Source organism: Corynebacterium sp. zg254 (assembly GCF_024701495.1).
GTDB lineage: Bacteria > Actinomycetota > Actinomycetes > Mycobacteriales > Mycobacteriaceae > Corynebacterium > Corynebacterium zhongnanshanii.
On sequence record NZ_WIAR01000003.1, the window covers coordinates 150,298 to 166,417 of the forward strand.

Annotated in this window: 13 protein-coding genes; 4 read left to right on the forward strand and 9 right to left on the reverse strand. The window is 62.7% G+C overall.

The genetic code is table 11. From position 1 onward, the window contains the following. Positions 1–198 precede the first annotated feature (198 nt). Positions 199–1,614 carry an FAD-dependent oxidoreductase gene (locus tag GC425_RS08260; RefSeq protein WP_151844658.1) on the forward strand — a complete coding sequence of 472 codons (1,416 nt, stop codon included), beginning with the start codon at positions 199–201 and terminating at the stop codon, positions 1,612–1,614. 151 nt (positions 1,615–1,765) lie between these two features. On the opposite strand, the gene GC425_RS08265 is transcribed toward GC425_RS08260, so the two are convergent. From GC425_RS08265 to purT, 4 genes are all read right to left on the reverse strand, one after another. Further along, entirely contained in the window at positions 1,766–2,356 is a 591-nt protein-coding gene (locus GC425_RS08265) for a GNAT family N-acetyltransferase (protein WP_370451987.1), read from the reverse strand. Positions 2,357–2,490: 134 nt separating this feature from the next. Beyond that, positions 2,491–4,116 carry an HNH endonuclease signature motif containing protein gene (locus tag GC425_RS08270; protein WP_151844659.1) on the reverse strand — a complete coding sequence of 542 codons (1,626 nt, stop codon included), beginning with the start codon at positions 4,114–4,116 and terminating at the stop codon, positions 2,491–2,493. A 212-nt stretch (positions 4,117–4,328) separates the two neighbouring features. Beyond that, positions 4,329–5,267, reverse strand: a complete 939-nt coding sequence (locus GC425_RS08275; protein ID WP_151842580.1) for a rhodanese-related sulfurtransferase — start codon at positions 5,265–5,267, stop codon at positions 4,329–4,331. A gap of 111 nt (positions 5,268–5,378) precedes the next feature. Further along, a complete protein-coding gene (purT, locus tag GC425_RS08280) occupies positions 5,379–6,626 on the reverse strand; it encodes a formate-dependent phosphoribosylglycinamide formyltransferase (protein ID WP_151844660.1) in 1,248 nt (415 codons plus the stop codon). Between the two features lie 138 nt (positions 6,627–6,764). Between purT and GC425_RS08285 the strand changes: the two genes are divergently transcribed. Beyond that, a complete protein-coding gene (locus GC425_RS08285; protein WP_151842582.1) occupies positions 6,765–7,187 on the forward strand; it encodes a Rieske (2Fe-2S) protein in 423 nt (140 codons plus the stop codon). Between the two features lie 21 nt (positions 7,188–7,208). On the opposite strand, the gene GC425_RS08290 is transcribed toward GC425_RS08285, so the two are convergent. From GC425_RS08290 to GC425_RS08305, 4 genes are read right to left on the reverse strand one after another with little or no spacing between them, the layout of a single operon-like run. Then, positions 7,209–8,387, reverse strand: a complete 1,179-nt coding sequence (locus tag GC425_RS08290; protein WP_257823009.1) for an ATP-binding cassette domain-containing protein — start codon at positions 8,385–8,387, stop codon at positions 7,209–7,211. 45 nt (positions 8,388–8,432) lie between these two features. Continuing rightward, on the reverse strand, positions 8,433–8,819 hold the full coding sequence (locus tag GC425_RS08295) for a hypothetical protein (RefSeq protein WP_151842584.1): 387 nt from the start codon (positions 8,817–8,819) through the stop codon (positions 8,433–8,435). A 40-nt stretch (positions 8,820–8,859) separates the two neighbouring features. After that, positions 8,860–9,552 carry an energy-coupling factor transporter transmembrane component T gene (locus GC425_RS08300; protein WP_257823012.1) on the reverse strand — a complete coding sequence of 231 codons (693 nt, stop codon included), beginning with the start codon at positions 9,550–9,552 and terminating at the stop codon, positions 8,860–8,862. Further along, positions 9,549–10,349, reverse strand: coding sequence for an ECF transporter S component (locus GC425_RS08305; protein ID WP_374707647.1), 801 nt, complete (start codon positions 10,347–10,349; stop codon positions 9,549–9,551). Before GC425_RS08305 ends, GC425_RS08300 begins: the two co-directional genes overlap by 4 nt. A gap of 394 nt (positions 10,350–10,743) precedes the next feature. On the opposite strand from GC425_RS08305, the gene metE reads away from it, so the two are divergent. After that, entirely contained in the window at positions 10,744–13,026 is a 2,283-nt protein-coding gene (gene metE / locus GC425_RS08310; protein WP_151844664.1) for a 5-methyltetrahydropteroyltriglutamate--homocysteine S-methyltransferase, read from the forward strand. Between the two features lie 112 nt (positions 13,027–13,138). Continuing rightward, positions 13,139–14,407: a YibE/F family protein gene (locus GC425_RS08315; RefSeq protein ID WP_151844665.1), complete on the forward strand. Its 1,269-nt coding sequence runs from the start codon at positions 13,139–13,141 to the stop codon at positions 14,405–14,407. 8 nt (positions 14,408–14,415) lie between these two features. On the opposite strand, the gene GC425_RS08320 is transcribed toward GC425_RS08315, so the two are convergent. Beyond that, positions 14,416–16,062, reverse strand: coding sequence for an alpha/beta fold hydrolase (locus tag GC425_RS08320; RefSeq protein WP_151844666.1), 1,647 nt, complete (start codon positions 16,060–16,062; stop codon positions 14,416–14,418). Positions 16,063–16,120 lie beyond the last annotated feature (58 nt).

The window sequence follows — 16,120 nt, forward strand, 5'->3', positions numbered from 1 at the left end:
AGCTGTCTAAGCATAGTAATGACAAGTACAGTAGACCGATCTGTTCATAAATTCAACAACACAGTTGATTTTTATAGACCAATCTGTCTAGAGTTGTCGCTGTAGTTCACACCATGCGGTAATAACCCTATAGAACCCTTCTAGAACCGCTCTAGAACCCTCTAGAACCCCCTCAAAACCCAAGGAACGTCGAAACACATGCCTGAACATCGCCCACTGCGCGTAGCCGTCATCGGATCCGGACCAGCTGGTATCTACGCCTCTGACGCACTGACCAAGTCCAACACCGACGTCAGCATCGACATCTTCGAACGCATGCCAGCCCCCTTCGGACTCATCCGCTACGGCGTGGCCCCAGACCACCCACGCATCAAGGGCATCATCAAGTCCCTTCACAAAGTTCTCGACAAGCCAGAGATCCGCCTCTTCGGAAACATCAACGTCGGCGAAGACGTCACCCTGGACGAACTGAAGAACTATTACGACTCCGTCATCTACGCCACCGGAGCCACCGACGACCGCGACCTCGACATCCCTGGCGGCGAACACACCATCGGCGCCGGCGAATTCGTTGGGTTCTACGACGCCAACCCACACTTCGAAGAGTCCTGGACCCTCGACGCAGACTCCGTCGCCGTAGTGGGAGTGGGTAACGTAGGCCTCGACGTCGCACGTGTCCTCGCCAAGACCGGCGACGAACTGCTCGTCACCGAAATCCCCGACAACGTCTACGACTCCCTCAAAGACAACAAGGCCAAGGAAGTCCACGTGTTCGGCCGTCGCGGACCAGCACAGGCCAAGTTCACCCCGCTGGAACTCAAGGAGCTCAACCACTCCGACACCATCGAGGTAGTAGTCGACCCCGAAGACATCCAATACGACGCCGGCTCCGAAGAAGCACGCCGCAGCTCCAAAATCCAGGACATGGTCTGCACCCTCCTGGAGCAGTACGCCATCGCCGACCCCAAGGGCGCACCACACAAGCTGTACCTCCACTTCTTCGAATCTCCCGTCGAAGTGAAGACCGACGACAACGGCAAGGTCGTCGCGTTCGTCACCGAGCGCACCGAACTCACCGGCAACGGATCCGTCCGCGGCACCGGCAAGCTCACCGAATGGCCCGTCGGCGCCGTGTACCGCGCCGTGGGCTACAAGTCCGACCAGCAGGCCAACCTCCCCTGGGATGACAAAGAAAACGTTCTCCCCAATGTGGGCGGACGCGTCCTGACTGAAGGACCCACCGCAGACGGCATCGCGGGCGTTCCTGGCTCCGCCGACCCAGAAGCCGAGCTCCGCGAGCGTCTCCCTGGCGTGTACGCCACCGGCTGGATCCGCCGCGGTCCCGTCGGCCTTATCGGTAACACCAAGGGCGACGCCAACGAAGCCGTAGCCAACCTCCTGGAGGACTCCGAAGCTGGCATCGGATTCGACCCAGCCCACCCTGCCGAGGAAGACGTCAACGAGTTCCTCAAATCCAAGGGCCTGGAGTACACCACCTGGGAAGGCTGGTACGCACTGGACAAGCACGAGCGTGCTTTGGGCGAGGCCGAAGGTCGCGAGCGCAAAAAGGTTCGCGAATGGGACGAGATGCTCAAGCACTCGAACAACTCCTAGTCAGCCGATAAGGACCCGTTAGGTAGGAAACCCTAGCCGTGAGAGAAATTCTCAGGGCTAGGGTTTTGCTTATGGTTGTTGTGCTGGGTTGATAGTAGTTGTTACTCGGGTTGGCGCCTCGGTAAGCGGCAGGCACTCTCAGCCTCGAGCTCTAGAGCTTCTTGTGCATCTCGATGTGCTTAATGCCTTCTTCCTCGAAGACCTCACCCACGGGCTCGAATCCATAGGATTCGTAGAAACCCTGCAAGCGGATCTGCGCTTCTATCTTCACCACCGCATTGTGCGTGTTCGGGTCCAAAGCGGCAGCGCGAGCCGTGCACACTTCCAGAGCCTCCTTGAGGAGCCCATGTGCAATGCCATAGCCTCGCATATCCTCAGCCACGCACATGCGCCCAATGTGCTGCTCTTCGGGCGGCCCGAAGACGCGCGCGGTTCCCACAAGCCTTAACGGCGAACCGGGATCCGCTACCCCAAAGGGACAATCATGCCCGCTGCCTGGGTGCACGTAAGCCATGATGTGGTGTGTTCCGGGGTAAGCATCAGTGTCATCAATCTCAGCGAATGGTGCCCGTTGCTCGTTCACAAAAACTTCTACGCGAAGTTTCAACAGCGCAAATACTTGTTGAGCCGGCATGCTCAAAAGCGCGCGACCTGTGTAGTGGACCTTCGGTGCGTCCTGTACATCCTGTGCGTCCTGCATGCCCTGTACATCCTGTGCTTGTTCGTTCGTCGGTGCGATCATGCACCACACATTAGTACTCCTACTGTCGTTTGTGCGCAGAAATAAGAAATCTTCTATTTCCCCAGCATATGGCCTACCTCCCTACCCCCCTTTCCTACACACCTTCACATATCTTCACACACCTTCACCCCCTTTCACGCATCAGCCTCATCTCGACGGGCTTCTCTCCGCAGCAGTGGCCCGTGGTTTCCCCACACACTGGGGTTATCGTTGGTCACTGGGGTTCGTTCCGGATCCTCACTCTGAGGAGGGATCCACACCACTTTGTCTGGCCCAGTCGCATCCCCCACATAGGTCCACCAGCGTCCGGGGTTGCGCCGTGCATCATCCACGTGAGCATGATTCCGGGGATCGACAAGGGTGAGGTTGTCGATGTCGGTGGTTCCTCCGTATTCCCATCCTTGTATGTGGTGAATGTGGCACCAGGCTGCTGGGGTATCCGACCCCGGCGCGGTCGATCCACCCTCCTCTCCGAAGAGGGCTAGGTACTGGTCGAGGCTTCCTAGCCTGCTGCTCCGCCCCAGCCACAAGGTTCTGGCGTTGAGATCCAGGACCTGCAGGTACACATCCTGCGCTAGGGCGGCCTCAATCAGCTGATTCACGGGCATGAGTGTTCCAGTGTCCGTCATCCCCATGCCGGTCCGGCTGAGGAGCTGATCCAAGGTCATGGTTGCCACGATCGTGGTGGCCCCTCGGGCGGGATTCATACGCCGCGGCTTCAGTTCCGGCGACGGAGCCTCTTCGCCTTCTTCGGGCTTACCCGCACCGCTCTGTTCACCACTAGGCAACTCGCCACCAGACAGCTGATCACCAGACCACTGTCCTCCGGACAGTTCACCGTCGGACAGCAGTCCACTGAGCTGCAGCTCCTTCAGGAACTCGTGCTGTTCTTCACGGGAGAACCCACCAAACAACGCGGCTTCTAAAGCATCGTGCCTGCGTTGGCTAGGGTTCCTACGATCCTGCTTGGCTCGCTGATCGGAGGTCAATTCCGCTCCGTCAGAGCCTTGCGCATCGCACAGGTCTCCCGCTTTCGCGTAATCTGCCCACAGCTTTCGCAGTACCGCGGCACACCGCGGGGTGATAGTCCCCTTGAGGGTCGACAGGCCGTCCGCGCCGGCGTCGCTCAGCGTCAGCCCTCGCTTACGCTGCGTGTCCTTCTCGTTGTAATCCGCCTCCATGCCGTGTGCGTGCAGCAGCTGCTTCAGGCGGGTGGCAATCCCCTTCGTGACCGCTGGTCCGGAGGAACGGATGGCCTGCGCAAGCGGCTCATCGGAAATCTTCGTGAGCAGATCATGCACTGCCCGCGGCGACTTCTCGATGGCAATGCCTACATCCGCCACAGCTCCGCAATGGGCCGCCCCGTCTCGCACTGCTTCACGCAGCGCTGGCATGAACTTGCGGCGCGGCTCGTCGCTATCCGGGCGGATCGGCCTGTTGTCCAAGCGTTCTGCCGCAACGACACGCTGCATCGCTTCTGCGCTATTGAGCCCGAAGTCCTTCACCATCGCGTTCCGGCGCTTCGTCCTCGTATCCGGCAGGTTCGCCTCATTTCCATTGATGAATGCCACATCGGCCAGCCCCATCTTCTTCCTGCAGCGTTCCAAGTCCGCATACAGTTGAGCTGCATCCTCGCGATCCCACGCGTCGGCCTGGCACTCTGCAAGCTCGTTGGCTAATGTTTCGAGCTCGCCGATGATCTGCGGTAGCCGAATCCGCTGCATTAGCAGCGTGCCCCCGTCATCTATACCCGATGTCATGTCTCATCACCCCCCTTTTCATGGTGCCCACGCACCATCGTTGTATCCCCAACCCTTTCTTTTCATCCATAATAGAACACACACTCCAATCCCGCAACCCCCAACCACAAAAAAGAACGCCCCATCCACCTCCACCGCAGGTCAGCGATAGAAAATAAGATAGGGCGTTCGATTACAACGCTGGGCGTCGAATATGAAAAATCAGAACAGGGTCACTGCGCCGCAGCCACCGCACGTTCCCCAATGGCGGCGCATTCCTCGCTGCCGCAGTGCCTCGTCGCAGGGTTCGCGGCGCAGTCCTCACACAGCAAGGTCTGCTTGCGGCATTCCTCGTTCACACAATTGTGGAAGTCGTTGGTCCCGGTCCCGCATTCGCGGCAGGTCCCCAACACGCGCGCATCCTCGGAAAACTCCATGTGCATGCGCCGATCGAAGACGTACAGGGAGCCTTCCCACAGGCCCTTGTCGCCGTACTTTTCGCCATAGCGCACGATGCCGCCGTCGATCTGATACACCTCATCAAAACCGCGATTCTTCATGAGCGCGCTCAGCACCTCGCAGCGGATTCCGCCGGTGCAATAGGACACGATAGGTTTGTCCTTCAGGTGGTCGTACTTGCCGCTTTCCAGCTCGGCGATGAAGTCGTGGGTGGTCTGAACGTCGGGGACGATGGCGTTTTTGAAGCGGCCGATTTCCGCTTCCATGGCGTTGCGCCCATCGAAAAACACCACGTCATCGCCACGTTCTTCCACAAGCTTGTTCACCTCTTCGGGCTTGAGGTGCACGCCGCCGCCGATCACGCCCTCCGGGCCGACCTTCAGCTCGTCGGGCGCACCAAAGGACACGATCTCCTCGCGTGCCTTCACGGACAGACGCGGGAAGTCCTCCGCCCCGCCCTGGGACCACTTAAACTCCATGTCTTTGAAACCGGGAAACTCGCGGGTGCGGCGCACGTACTGCTTGCAGCTGGCCAGGGTGCCGCCCACGGTGCCGTTGATGCCGTGCTTGGAGACGATGATGCGCCCTTTCAGCTCAAGCTGCTCGCACAGGGCGCGCTGCCACAGCATCACCGCGGTCGGGTCGTCGATCGGCGTGAAGCAGTAGTACAGCAGAATTCGGGATTCGTTCAGATCAGTTGCAGTGTGGCCCATGGCCTCCACATTAGTACCGGCTGGGGCCAAATTCTAAACCCGTTCTCAACCCGTATTTAAACCCACGACGCCCACCGTTACCCCTCACTCGCCCCGTGCCCGAACCCGCCGTTACCCCTCACTCGCCCCGTCGGTCGTCTGCGTAATGCTGATTGCTTCCACGATGGATCGTGCCCGTACCCGCGCCTCTTCGGCCGTGTCAGCGGTCGCCAATCCCATTCCCATCCGACGCCCAACTTTCGTCTTTGCATAGCCAAAAATCTGAAGATCGGCTTCGGGGATGGACAGCGCCCCTGGCACTCCGTCGTAGCTGAGGCTGTAGTTGTCGCTTTCTGGTTCCACGCCGTACAGGATGCTGCACGCCGCCGGGGAGATGAGCGTGGTGTCCAGGGGCAGCCCGAGGATTGCCCTGGCATAGAGGTCGAATTGGGAGAAGCGTTGGGAGCGCAGGGTCACGAAGCCTGAGTCGTGCGGCCGTGGTGTCACGGCGGAGAAGTACACGTCGGTGCCTTTAACGAAGAGCTCTACGGCGAACAGTCCCCGACCGCCGATTTTATTGGCGATGCGCGCGGCGACGGAGCGGGCGTTGTCCAGCGCTTCGGAGGGCATGTTCACGGGCTGCCAGGATTCGATGAGCCAGCCGTTTTCTTGCCGGTGTGCGATGGGTTCGCAGAACCATGTGGCGAGGTTTCCGGTGACGGGGTCCACGCTGCGGGCTGCGAGGATGGTGATTTCGTAGTCGAAGGGTATGTATTGCTCCACCATCACTTCGTGGGCGTTTCCCTTCATGACGCTGATGGCGGAGTCCCAGGCTGCGGCGAGGTCGTCGGGGCTGTCGCAGGTGGTTTGTCCGTGGCCGGAGTTGTTGTTGGTGAGGATGGGTTTCACCACGCAGGGGAAGCCGATGAGGTCGGCGACGGCCTGCAGGTCCTCTTCGGAGCTTGCCAGGGCGTAGGTGCCGTTGGGCAGTCCCAGTTCTTTGTGGGCCATGGTGCGGTATCCGTCGCGCCGGGCTCCGAGCTTCACGGCCTGGGCGTTCGGCACCACCTTGGCGATTTTCTCTTCTTCGACGGTAAACAGCGCGGTGTCGCACTTGAGTTCTAGGGTGGGCACCACGAGGTCGGGGTTGACGTGCCGGATGAGGTCGAGCACGGCGTCATCGTCGTGAAGGTCAACGATGTAGGCACTGTCGGCGACGCGCAACGCGGGTTCGCTTTCTTCGCGTCCTGCGGCGTGCACTTCCACGGCCAGTCTCTGCAGCGCGTAGGTGACTTCGCGCGCCATGTCGCCTCCCCCGAGGAGAAGCACGGTGGTGGCGTTGTTGGTCCGTGGGGTGCCTAGTGCACTCGGTGTATCCATAACTGTCCATCCTAGAAACTTAAGAGCTGTTTTGCACAAGGCTACGCTCGGCGGCGCAGCTATATGTACGCAGCGCCCACTGGGTAACTGTGGCTTACCTTCCTTTATTTTCCCTTGTCATGGACTTAGTGTGGGGTCATGTCTTCTGCTGCTCAGGATGCCCAGTTTTCGTGTTCGCGCCGTTCTTTCCTGAAGGGCGCGGCTGTTGTCACTGCGACCACGGCTGCCGGGGCGCTTCTTGCCGCGTGTGGATCCTCTGATGAGGTTGCCCAGGTTGCTGCCGCGGAGATTCCGGTCGGTGGCGCGTACATCATGGATCGGTGGATTGTCTCCCAGCCCACGGAGGGCCAGTTCGTGGCGTTTTCGCGCGTGTGCCCTCATGCCCAGGGCGATATCAATAAGTTGGGCGAGTTCGAGGGCAAGAAGGTCGCGATCTGCGCAAAGCATGGCTCTGAGTTCGACATCACCACCGGCGAGGTTCTCTCCGGCCCGTCCCGTGTGGGCATGTCCGGCGCGAAGTCGGTCGCGGTGAAGGGCGACCAGGTGGAGATCACGGGCTAGCGCCCCGGCGCGATTTGCACGCTAGCGCGTCAACGCGATCTGCACGCTGTAGTCGCTCACCGCGGCGGCGTAGTGGGGGTCGTGGCAGCTCCACACGATCGCGGGCGTCTCCCCGTCGCGCCCGATGCTCGCGTGATACTCGCCTGCCACATACCGTCTCATGAGGTCGGCCAATGCGGCCGCGCCCGGTGCATCCAGGCCCACCGTGGGTTCATCGAGAAATACGACGCCCGGCGCGCGTACCATCGCCGCCGCCACGAGGACGATCCGGCGCCGTGCCGAGGGCAGATCCAGGGGGTGCACCTCGGCAACGTCGTTGAGCTGAGCGAAGTCCATGGCTGCGCGGGCGAGCTCCGTGCTGCTGCCCAGCTCTAGTTCTTCGCGCACGCTCTTGCGTGTGACGGCAGAGTCCATGTCCGTGGGGCACCAGCCGATGCGTCCGGCGCACTCGAGTGTTCCGTGCACGAGCTGTTTTTTCGGTACGAGCCCCAGCCCTGCCAGGAAGAGGGTGGTTTTTCCGCAGCCGTTGGGGCCTGCCACATGAGTGATGGCTCCGGCTGGGGCTGTAACACTCACGGGTCCGATGGTGCTGTGGCCTCTCTCAATCACGAGCTCCGTGGCGGTAAAGGCAGCCTGTGGGGTTGCGAGGTTGGGCGTCGGTTTGTCATCGACGCGTAGAGACGACGTCACGAGTTCGTCGATCCGGGGCGGCGGTTCGTGCGCGCCGGTGATGTGCTCGACGTGCTGGGCGCTGTCCGCCAGGGCGTTGCGCACGCGGTCCACCACGATGACCTCGCCGGGGAAGTCCATCAGCACGTCGCGCAGCAGGGTGACCGCGTCCGTGTCCAGGCCGTCGCAGGGGCAGTCCAGGACCAGCGCGGTGGGTCCGGCCAGCAGTGCCTGGGCGATGGCGACGCGCCGGGTCTGGCCGGTGGACAGGGACATGGGGTCTTGGTCGGCCTGCTCGGTCAAGCCCCACTGCACGAGTTCTGCATCCACGGCTTCTTCCATCGTTGGCACAGGCACGCCGCGCTGCTCCATCGCCACCGCCAGCTCGTCGCGGACGGTGGAGCGCATCATGCTGATGTGGGACTGGGCATTGTTACCAACCCACGCCGCGCCGGTGCGCTCGGCGATGTCCCAGGCGCGTTCGGATAGGCCGGATCCGCTCTCTCCCCAGATATAGGTTGTGATGGGCATGTGCTCTTCCCCGTTGTGTGGTTGTCTGTTGTGCTCGCGTACAAGCTACAGTCCCAGCATCCGCGCCGGGATCACGAAGGCGAGAACGAAGACCACCACCCCGATCCCGGCCGCGGGCAGGATCCTCTTCTTCCAGTCCACCGGCCGCGGCTTACGCCGAGCCAGGTAGAACAGGTCCACCACAATCAGCCCGACGAGCCAGCTCATCACCAGGCCCAGCAGCTGGCCCAGCATATCGAAGGTGCGCTCCCGCATGATGAAGACCACGAACAGCACCACGGCCAGGAAGAGGTCTTGCAGCATCGATTGCTTGCGATCGGCCATCTCCCGATCCAGCATCGCCTGCCGCTTGGCCTCCTCCCGTTGGCGTTGCGCTTCCTTCACCGCCGCCTTATTCCGGGAGTTTTTCTTGTTCGCCTTCTTCTTCGCCATAATCCCTCATGCTACCCAGTAGCCCCTACAGTGCCGTTACCTATATAATCCCGACGCCGGCGCACACCCCCACGGCCACCACCCCAGCCACGGCCGCTAGCCGCAGCACGCGCTCGGCGGGCCTATCCCCCACCGGGCGCAAGACGGTGCGCGGCCCAGCCTCGCCAAAGCCGGCGCGCTGCAAGGGGCGGGCGCGCTGCGCCGCGTCGTCCACCAGCCCCACAATCAGCGGGAGGATCAACAGCATCGTGCCGCGGATCCCGGTCACATCCACGCCGCGGGTGATCTGCACCTGCTTGATGGTCTCCAGGCGCGCCCGGGCCATGGGATACAGGCGAAAGGTCGAGCCCAACACGTACACCAGGCGCGCCGGGAGCCGGGTCTGCAGCACACGCATCAGCTGGTCGAGGTGCACAAAGCTTCCGATGGTGAGCCCCACCGCCGCCGCGGTCATGAACTTCAAGCCGAGTTCTAACGCGATGCGTGTTCCATCCGTGGTGAAGATGAACCAGCCGCTGTTCTGCCCAAACGGGGCATACATCAGCAAAAAGCCGATGAACGCGGGGCCGCCCATTCCGAGGGAGACCAGGAAGGGACGGCGGCTGGGCGTCGGATAAAAAAGGGCAAGGCACGCCGCCAACGTCAACATTCCCGCGGACACCCAGACGGAATCGGCGATCAGGGTGACGGCCACGGCGCAGGCCGCGAAGGTCAGCGGCGTTAAAGGATTCATGGACGCGGTGCGGTCGCTGGCGCCTCTGCGTTCGCCGCAGCGCCCGCCCCTTCCTTCGCCTCGGGTGCGAAGGTACGGCGCGCACGCTGCGGCAACGCGCGAATCACCAGCCACACGATGGTGAAGACGATCAACTTATCGATCGGGTCGGAGGTCCAGGATTGGAGGAAGACGGCGGTGATGGTGTCGAAGCCGAGGGAGCGGTAGAAGCTCACCAGCAGGCCGGTGCCGGTGCCCGCGGTGCCACCGAAGATGAAGGAGGCGACGGGCGCGGACAGCAACGCAGTAATGAAGCCCACCACCAGGGACACCAGAGCCACCTTCCACCACGCGGACAGGAAGAGCTTGCGCAGCAGGCCCGCCGCGATACCCACGAAGGCGTACGCCGCGGCGAAGGGAACCACCGTGGGGTTGAACGTGCCCCAGATCAGGGAGGACAGGATACCCGTGGTCATGCCCGCGGCAGGGCCCGCCAGGCTTCCCACCAGCACGGTACCGATGGAGTCCAGGTAGAGAGGCACGGGCAGGCCCATCGTGCCAATGACCTGGCCCAGAATAATGTTGAGCGCCAGCGCCACGGGCAGAAGCCCTAAGGTGCGCACGGGCAGGCGGGGCACAATCACGATCAGCGCCAAAATCGCGGGGACCAAGAATCCCACCAGGGCGATGGTGGAGCTATGCGAGTCCGCCAGGGATTCCCACTGAGAATCCGTAGGCTGGGTGATGACAAGGTAAGACCACGTGGCGACCACACACAGGACAGCCAGGGCCAGCACTGCCTTCGCCCAGGCGGGCATGGGAGCAGTGGAGAGATCTTTGCGTGACAATGCGCTCATGGGTGTTGGTTCTTCCCCTTTAGTACTTCTTATACCCCGTAATGTCACCTCCGGGGTGGTCGCGAACGCCTCTATCGTGACCCACGATGAGCACTTCGTGCAAGTTCCGCGGCTGCAACCCTCATCGCCCCTCATCGGCAGCTTTTACCCCCATACGCGAGCAGGGCACTACTTTTCCCATTTGACAGACAGAGCGGTCTAGTGCAGGCTTGATGGCACGCAAGTAACCGCGGATCGCTTTTGTTCGATCCCACGCACCTTGCAGCACAATGTTAACCGCACACTGTTACATGCACCATGGTCGCCCTACTGGAGCCCTGGACTGGGCGCGATCAGCAGATATAAGGATTAAGTGATGACTTTCCATTCAACAATTGCCGGGGTCCCACGCATCGGACCTGATCGCGAACTCAAGAAGGCGCTAGAAACCTACTGGCGCGATTCCTCCACCGGTCGCGCGCTGGCCTCCACCGCCACCCGCCTGACCAACGATTACACGGACACCGTCCTGAACGCCGGCGTCGAGGCCGCCCCCTACGCTGGCCGTTCCTACTACGACGCAATCCTGGACACCTCCGCCCTGCTGGGCACCCTCCCGGAGCGCGTGCTGGACATCGAGGACCACGCCAACGACGGCCTGCCTCCGTTCATCGACCGCTACTTCGCAGCGGCTCGCGGCACCAAGACGCAGCCAGCATCCGCCATGACGAAGTGGTTCGACACGAACTACCACTACCTGGTTCCAGAGCTGTCGGCGTCGACCCGTATCCAGCTGGAGGACCAGGCATGGCTGGAGGATCTGCGCGACCAGGTCACCCGCGCAGGCGAGTCCGTGCGCCCCGTCCTGATTGGCGCCCTGACCTACCTGTCCCTGTCCCGCACCACCGATGAGTCCGACGCCCTGGATCACTTGGAAGAGGTGTTCGACGCTTACGCTCGACTCCTGCCTCGCATCGCCGACCGTGGCGTGACCTGGGTGCAGTTCGACGAGCCTTCCCTGGTCACCGCCATCGACAAGGCTGTGCTGGACCGCGTACGTGCAGGCTACGAGAAGCTGGCCGGCATCGCCCAGGACAAGGGCCTGAAGCTGCTGGTTCAGACCTACTTCGGCGACGGAAACCAGGCCATCGAGCTGCTCAGTGGCTCCGGCGTGTCCGCATTCGGTGTGGACCTGGTCTACGGCGGCACCGAGCTGCCTGCATGGACCGGCGACGAGCTGCTGGTTGCCGGCGTGGTTGACGGCCGCAACGTGTGGCGCACCGACCTGGACGCAGCCCTGGAGACCCTGAAGGCTCTGAAGGAGCGGGGCCCAGTTGCCGTGTCCACCAGCTGCTCCCTTCTGCACGTTCCTTACTCCCTGGAGCGCGAGGGCGACCTGGTTGTCCGCGACTGGCTGGCCTTCGGCTACGAGAAGATCCAGGAAGTTGCCGTCCTTTCCCGCCTGCTGCGTGGCGAGGAGACCGACGAGGACAAGGCTGCCGTTGAGGCTGCACGTGCCGCCAAGGCGGACCGCGACAGCTCCGACCTGACCCACAACTCTGAGGTTCGCGCTCGCCAGGACGCCATCACCGACGCCGACCGCACCCGCGACGACCTCAAGGTTCGCCGCGAGGCTCAGCAGAAGTCCCTGAACCTGCCTCCTCTTCCGACCACCACCATCGGTTCCTTCCCTCAGACCTCCGAGATCCGCGCTGCACGTGCAAAGCACCGCAAGGGTGAGATCGACGACGCCGCCTACACCCAGGCCATGCGCGACGAGGTTGCTGACGTAATCCGCCGCCAGGAGGAGCTGGGACTCGACGTGCTGGTCCACGGCGAGCCAGAGCGCAACGACATGGTGCAGTACTTCTCCGAGCAGCTGGAGGGCTACCTGTCCACCGAGTTCGCATGGGTTCAGTCCTACGGTTCCCGTTGCGTGCGTCCACCTATCATCTACGGTGACGTCTCCCGTCCGAACCCGATGACCGTGGACTGGTACAAGGTTGCTGCCGACCTGACCGACAAGCCAGTCAAGGGCATGCTGACCGGACCGGTCACCATGCTTGCCTGGTCCTTCGTCCGCGACGACCAGCCATTGGGCGTGACCGCAGACCAGGTGGCCCTGGCTCTGCGCGACGAGATCGACGACCTGGTTGCCGCCGGTGCCCAGATCATCCAGGTGGACGAGCCCGCCATCCGCGAGCTGCTGCCACTGCGCAAGGAGGACCAGCCTGAGTACCTGAAGTGGGCCGTGGGATCCTTCCGCCTGGCAACTTCTGGCGCTGCCAACGAGATCCAGATCCACACCCACATGTGCTACTCCGAGTTCAACGAGCTGATCGACACGGTCTCCGACTTGAACGCAGACGTCACCAGCATCGAGGCTGCCCGCAACGGCATGCAGGTGCTGAAGGCTCTGAAGGACGAGGGCTACGAGTTGGGCGTGGGCCCAGGCGTGTGGGACATCCACTCCCCACGTGTTCCTTCCCAGGAAGAGGTCGACACCCTGGTGTCCGACGCTCTGGACTCCGTGGACCCATCCCTGCTGTGGATCAACCCTGACTGTGGTCTGAAGACCCGCGGTTGGGAAGAGACCACCAGCTCCCTGAAGGTGCTGGTTGCAGCTGCTCTGAGCGCTCGCGACAAGCTGAACGCGTAAAGCGCTGCTTTATAGCTTGCTGACACAGTGCCCCACTGGGTTATCCCGGTGGGGCACTTTTTCAGCATTGTATGGGCTGTGAATTGTATGGCCTGTGACATAGGGTTAGCTCATGGCTAGACACTCCGCGCACTCCGCACGCTCTGCGCAGTCCACCCTGTCGCTGCCGCGGCTCGTGCTGGGCGCATTCCTTATTCTTGTGGCCTGTGCCTCGGCCCTGGGTTTGCTGCTCACGTGGCCGTCCTCGGATCCCGTGGACACCTCGGAGGCGTTCGAGACGAACACCAGCCTCACCGGTGAGCTCGCGAAGGGCACGGTGTTCGCCCTCCAGCCGGGTCAGTGCAACTCCCCTGCCATCGGCACGGTCTTCAGCACCGCCCCGCCAGAGGATCGCTTCGCTCCGAAGGACTGTACGCATGCGCTGGTGGACATCACGTCGGGGGATCATGCCGGTCAGCGCACCGTGCTGGAGGTGCACCCGGATCTCCCCGGTAGCCCGGACCTGCAGCAGGGAGACTCGATCCTCTTGACGCACTCAGGTCAGGTTTCCCCGGAGGTGGCGCCGACGGATGCGCCGCTCTATGCCTTCCAGGATTTCCAGCGTTCCTCCACGATGTGGTGGTGGCTGGCAGCCACGGTGGCGTTGATTGTGCTGATCGGCGCGTGGCGCGGAGCCCGCTCGATCGTGGGTTTGGCGCTCACGCTGCTCATGATCGTGGTGTACCTGATCCCCAGCCTCACCCATGGTGGCTCCCCCGTCACGGTGGCGTTGGTGTGCGGCGCGAGCGTGCTGTTCCTGGTGCTGTTCCTGGTTCATGGGGCCAGCTGGAAAACGGCCAGCGCGTTGGGCGGCACGCTGTTGGCGTTGGGCATTGCGGTGGGGCTGTCCGCGCTGGCGGTTCACTCCGCGGGCATCCGTGGGCTGGGGGATGAGAACAACCTCAATATCTTGCTGTACCTGCCGGGTATCGATATCCAGGGTCTGATGCTCGCCGGGATGATTATCGGCGCGCTCGGTGTGCTGAACGACGTGACGATTGCCCAGTCATCCACGGTCACGGAGCTTCACGAGGCCAACCCGCACTGGTCGCCGTGGGACTTGTTCCAGTCTGCAATGCGGGTGGGCCGGGACCATATCGCGTCCATGGTGTACACGCTGGTGCTGAGCTACACGGGTGTAGCGTTGCCCATGCTGCTGTTGCTCAGCACCTCCAGCCGTCCCCTGGAGCAGATTCTCACCAGTGATGTGATGGCCACGGAGATCCTCCGGTCAGCCACGGGCGCGATAGCCCTGGTCATGGCGGTGCCCCTAGCCACCGCCATTGCTGCGCTGACGGTCCGGGCGCCGCAGACGAAACCGAAGCCGCAACCGCAGGCTTAGGGGAAGGCTTAGAGCCCGAAGTAGGCGTTCACCTTGTCGGCCACCTTATCGCTGGCGTGAGCCATCACGCCGTGGCTGTAGCCCTCCAGGGTGATGATCTCTCCACCCATGGCTTCCTGCATATCGGTGGTGGCCTGGGCGGTGGTGGCGCTGTCCTTGTCGAAGACCATCAGCAGCGGCTTGGTCTGGAGAGCCTGGCCGCTGACCTTCACGGGAGCCTTCGGGAGCGGCCATCCCATGCAGACCGCTCCGGTGGCGATCCCTTCGTCGACCTGCTTGAGGGCATCGCCTCCCGTGAGGCTATCCACGATGTGCGGCAGCAAGCGTTCACGTGCCGGTGGCGTGGTGTTTTCGTTGCAGAAGACTGACTGCATGACGGTGTTGAGGGTCACCTGGGACTCGATGAAGTCCAGCAGCGCTTCGTCGTCTTCGACGATGTTCTCCAGTAGCTTCTCACTGTTGTCGTGGGGCTTGCCGTCGCGGACGTACTCGGCCAGGTCTCCCCAGCTGGATTCGTCATACAGTCCGTTCTGCAGGGTGGCCGCGAACAGCGGCGACTGGTTGCTGGCTCCTGGCGCTAGGCGGGTGAGGGTGGACCAGCCGGAGTAGAGGCGCCAGATGGGTGGGATGGCGTCGTTCACCACGGGCAGGACCACGCCGGCGTGCTGCTGCAAGCCGGCGGGCAGGTCACCCACCTGCGCTGGCGGTGGCGTGAGCTGCGCGGGTACCCCGGTTTCTTCGTTCACGCGCTGAGCCCAGCTCTGGTACACCTGCAGCGGTGTGGTGCCCAGTCCGTACTGGTCGTCACGATCCGCGATCCACTGGAACATGGCCATCAGAGTGTCCCGGCGCGCGCCCTGGCGGCTCTCACCCAAACCGAACCACTGGGCCTTCGGACTTGCGGAGGAATCCAACAGGATGTGGTCGGTGTGCTGCGGGAACAGGGTGGCGTAGGTGGACATGAGCACACCACCGTAGGACACGCCGTAGAGGTTCAGGCGATCCTCGCCCAGCTGCGTGCGGACTTCGTTGAGGTCCCGCGCGGTGTTTTCGGTGGTGATGGAGTCCACCAGCCCTGGCTGCAGGGTCTCGCACAGTTCGTGAGCGATGCCGCCCACGAACAGCTCAGCCGGGATGGGGAACTCCGTTGCGCCGCAGGTCAACGGCTCTGCGTGGGAGAGTCCGCGCGGTTGCACGGCGATCTGGTCGTAGTGTTCGCGGATCTTCTCGGGCATCGTGACGCGGGGGATCTCGATGTCGTCCTTCTCGCCGCTGGTGAACATGCCGAGTGCGTCACCGCCGGGGCCTCCCGGATTTCCGGCGATCACGCCGCGCTTCTCACCGCGGGCGGGGATTTTGCTGACGGTCAGGGTGATCTTCTCGCCTGCAGGGTTGCTGTAGTCCTTCGGAACCTGCACCTCGGTGCAGACGGTTCCCGGCGCGGTGAAGGATGCCTTCGGGCAGTCTCCCCAGGTCAGGTCCGTCTGCGCGGAGGCTGTAGGAAGAGCACTAGGAAACGCGGCGGGCACGGCGGCTTGTCCGCCCACCAGGGCAAGTGCGGCAAGCAGGCCCCAGCGTGCCTTCGCGGTTGTCCCGACAGTGCGAGATCGCGTGCGTGTGTCGTGTGGGGGTCGTGCGTGCTGGGCAAATGTCATGGGTTCCTCTCCGTGGGTGAGCGCGGGGCGGGGCGCTTGGGGGCTGCCGGCCGCTCAC

Excerpts from the sequence above, each read along its gene's own strand:
- GC425_RS08300 (WP_257823012.1), bottom strand. The coding sequence starts at position 9,552 with ATGAATCCTTTAACGCCGCTGACCTTCGCGGCCTGCGCCGTGGCCGTC.
- GC425_RS08295 (WP_151842584.1), bottom strand. The coding sequence starts at position 8,819 with ATGGCGAAGAAGAAGGCGAACAAGAAAAACTCCCGGAATAAGGCGGCG.
- GC425_RS08285 (WP_151842582.1), top strand. The coding sequence starts at position 6,765 with ATGTCTTCTGCTGCTCAGGATGCCCAGTTTTCGTGTTCGCGCCGTTCT.
- GC425_RS08305 (WP_374707647.1), bottom strand. The coding sequence starts at position 10,349 with ATGCCCGCCTGGGCGAAGGCAGTGCTGGCCCTGGCTGTCCTGTGTGTG.
- GC425_RS08270 (WP_151844659.1), bottom strand. The coding sequence starts at position 4,116 with ATGACATCGGGTATAGATGACGGGGGCACGCTGCTAATGCAGCGGATT.
- GC425_RS08265 (WP_370451987.1), bottom strand. The coding sequence starts at position 2,356 with ATGATCGCACCGACGAACGAACAAGCACAGGATGTACAGGGCATGCAG.
- GC425_RS08260 (WP_151844658.1), top strand. The coding sequence starts at position 199 with ATGCCTGAACATCGCCCACTGCGCGTAGCCGTCATCGGATCCGGACCA.
- GC425_RS08320 (WP_151844666.1), bottom strand. The coding sequence starts at position 16,062 with ATGACATTTGCCCAGCACGCACGACCCCCACACGACACACGCACGCGA.
- metE (WP_151844664.1), top strand. The coding sequence starts at position 10,744 with ATGACTTTCCATTCAACAATTGCCGGGGTCCCACGCATCGGACCTGAT.
- GC425_RS08290 (WP_257823009.1), bottom strand. The coding sequence starts at position 8,387 with ATGCCCATCACAACCTATATCTGGGGAGAGAGCGGATCCGGCCTATCC.
- GC425_RS08275 (WP_151842580.1), bottom strand. The coding sequence starts at position 5,267 with ATGGGCCACACTGCAACTGATCTGAACGAATCCCGAATTCTGCTGTAC.
- GC425_RS08315 (WP_151844665.1), top strand. The coding sequence starts at position 13,139 with ATGGCTAGACACTCCGCGCACTCCGCACGCTCTGCGCAGTCCACCCTG.
- purT (WP_151844660.1), bottom strand. The coding sequence starts at position 6,626 with ATGGATACACCGAGTGCACTAGGCACCCCACGGACCAACAACGCCACC.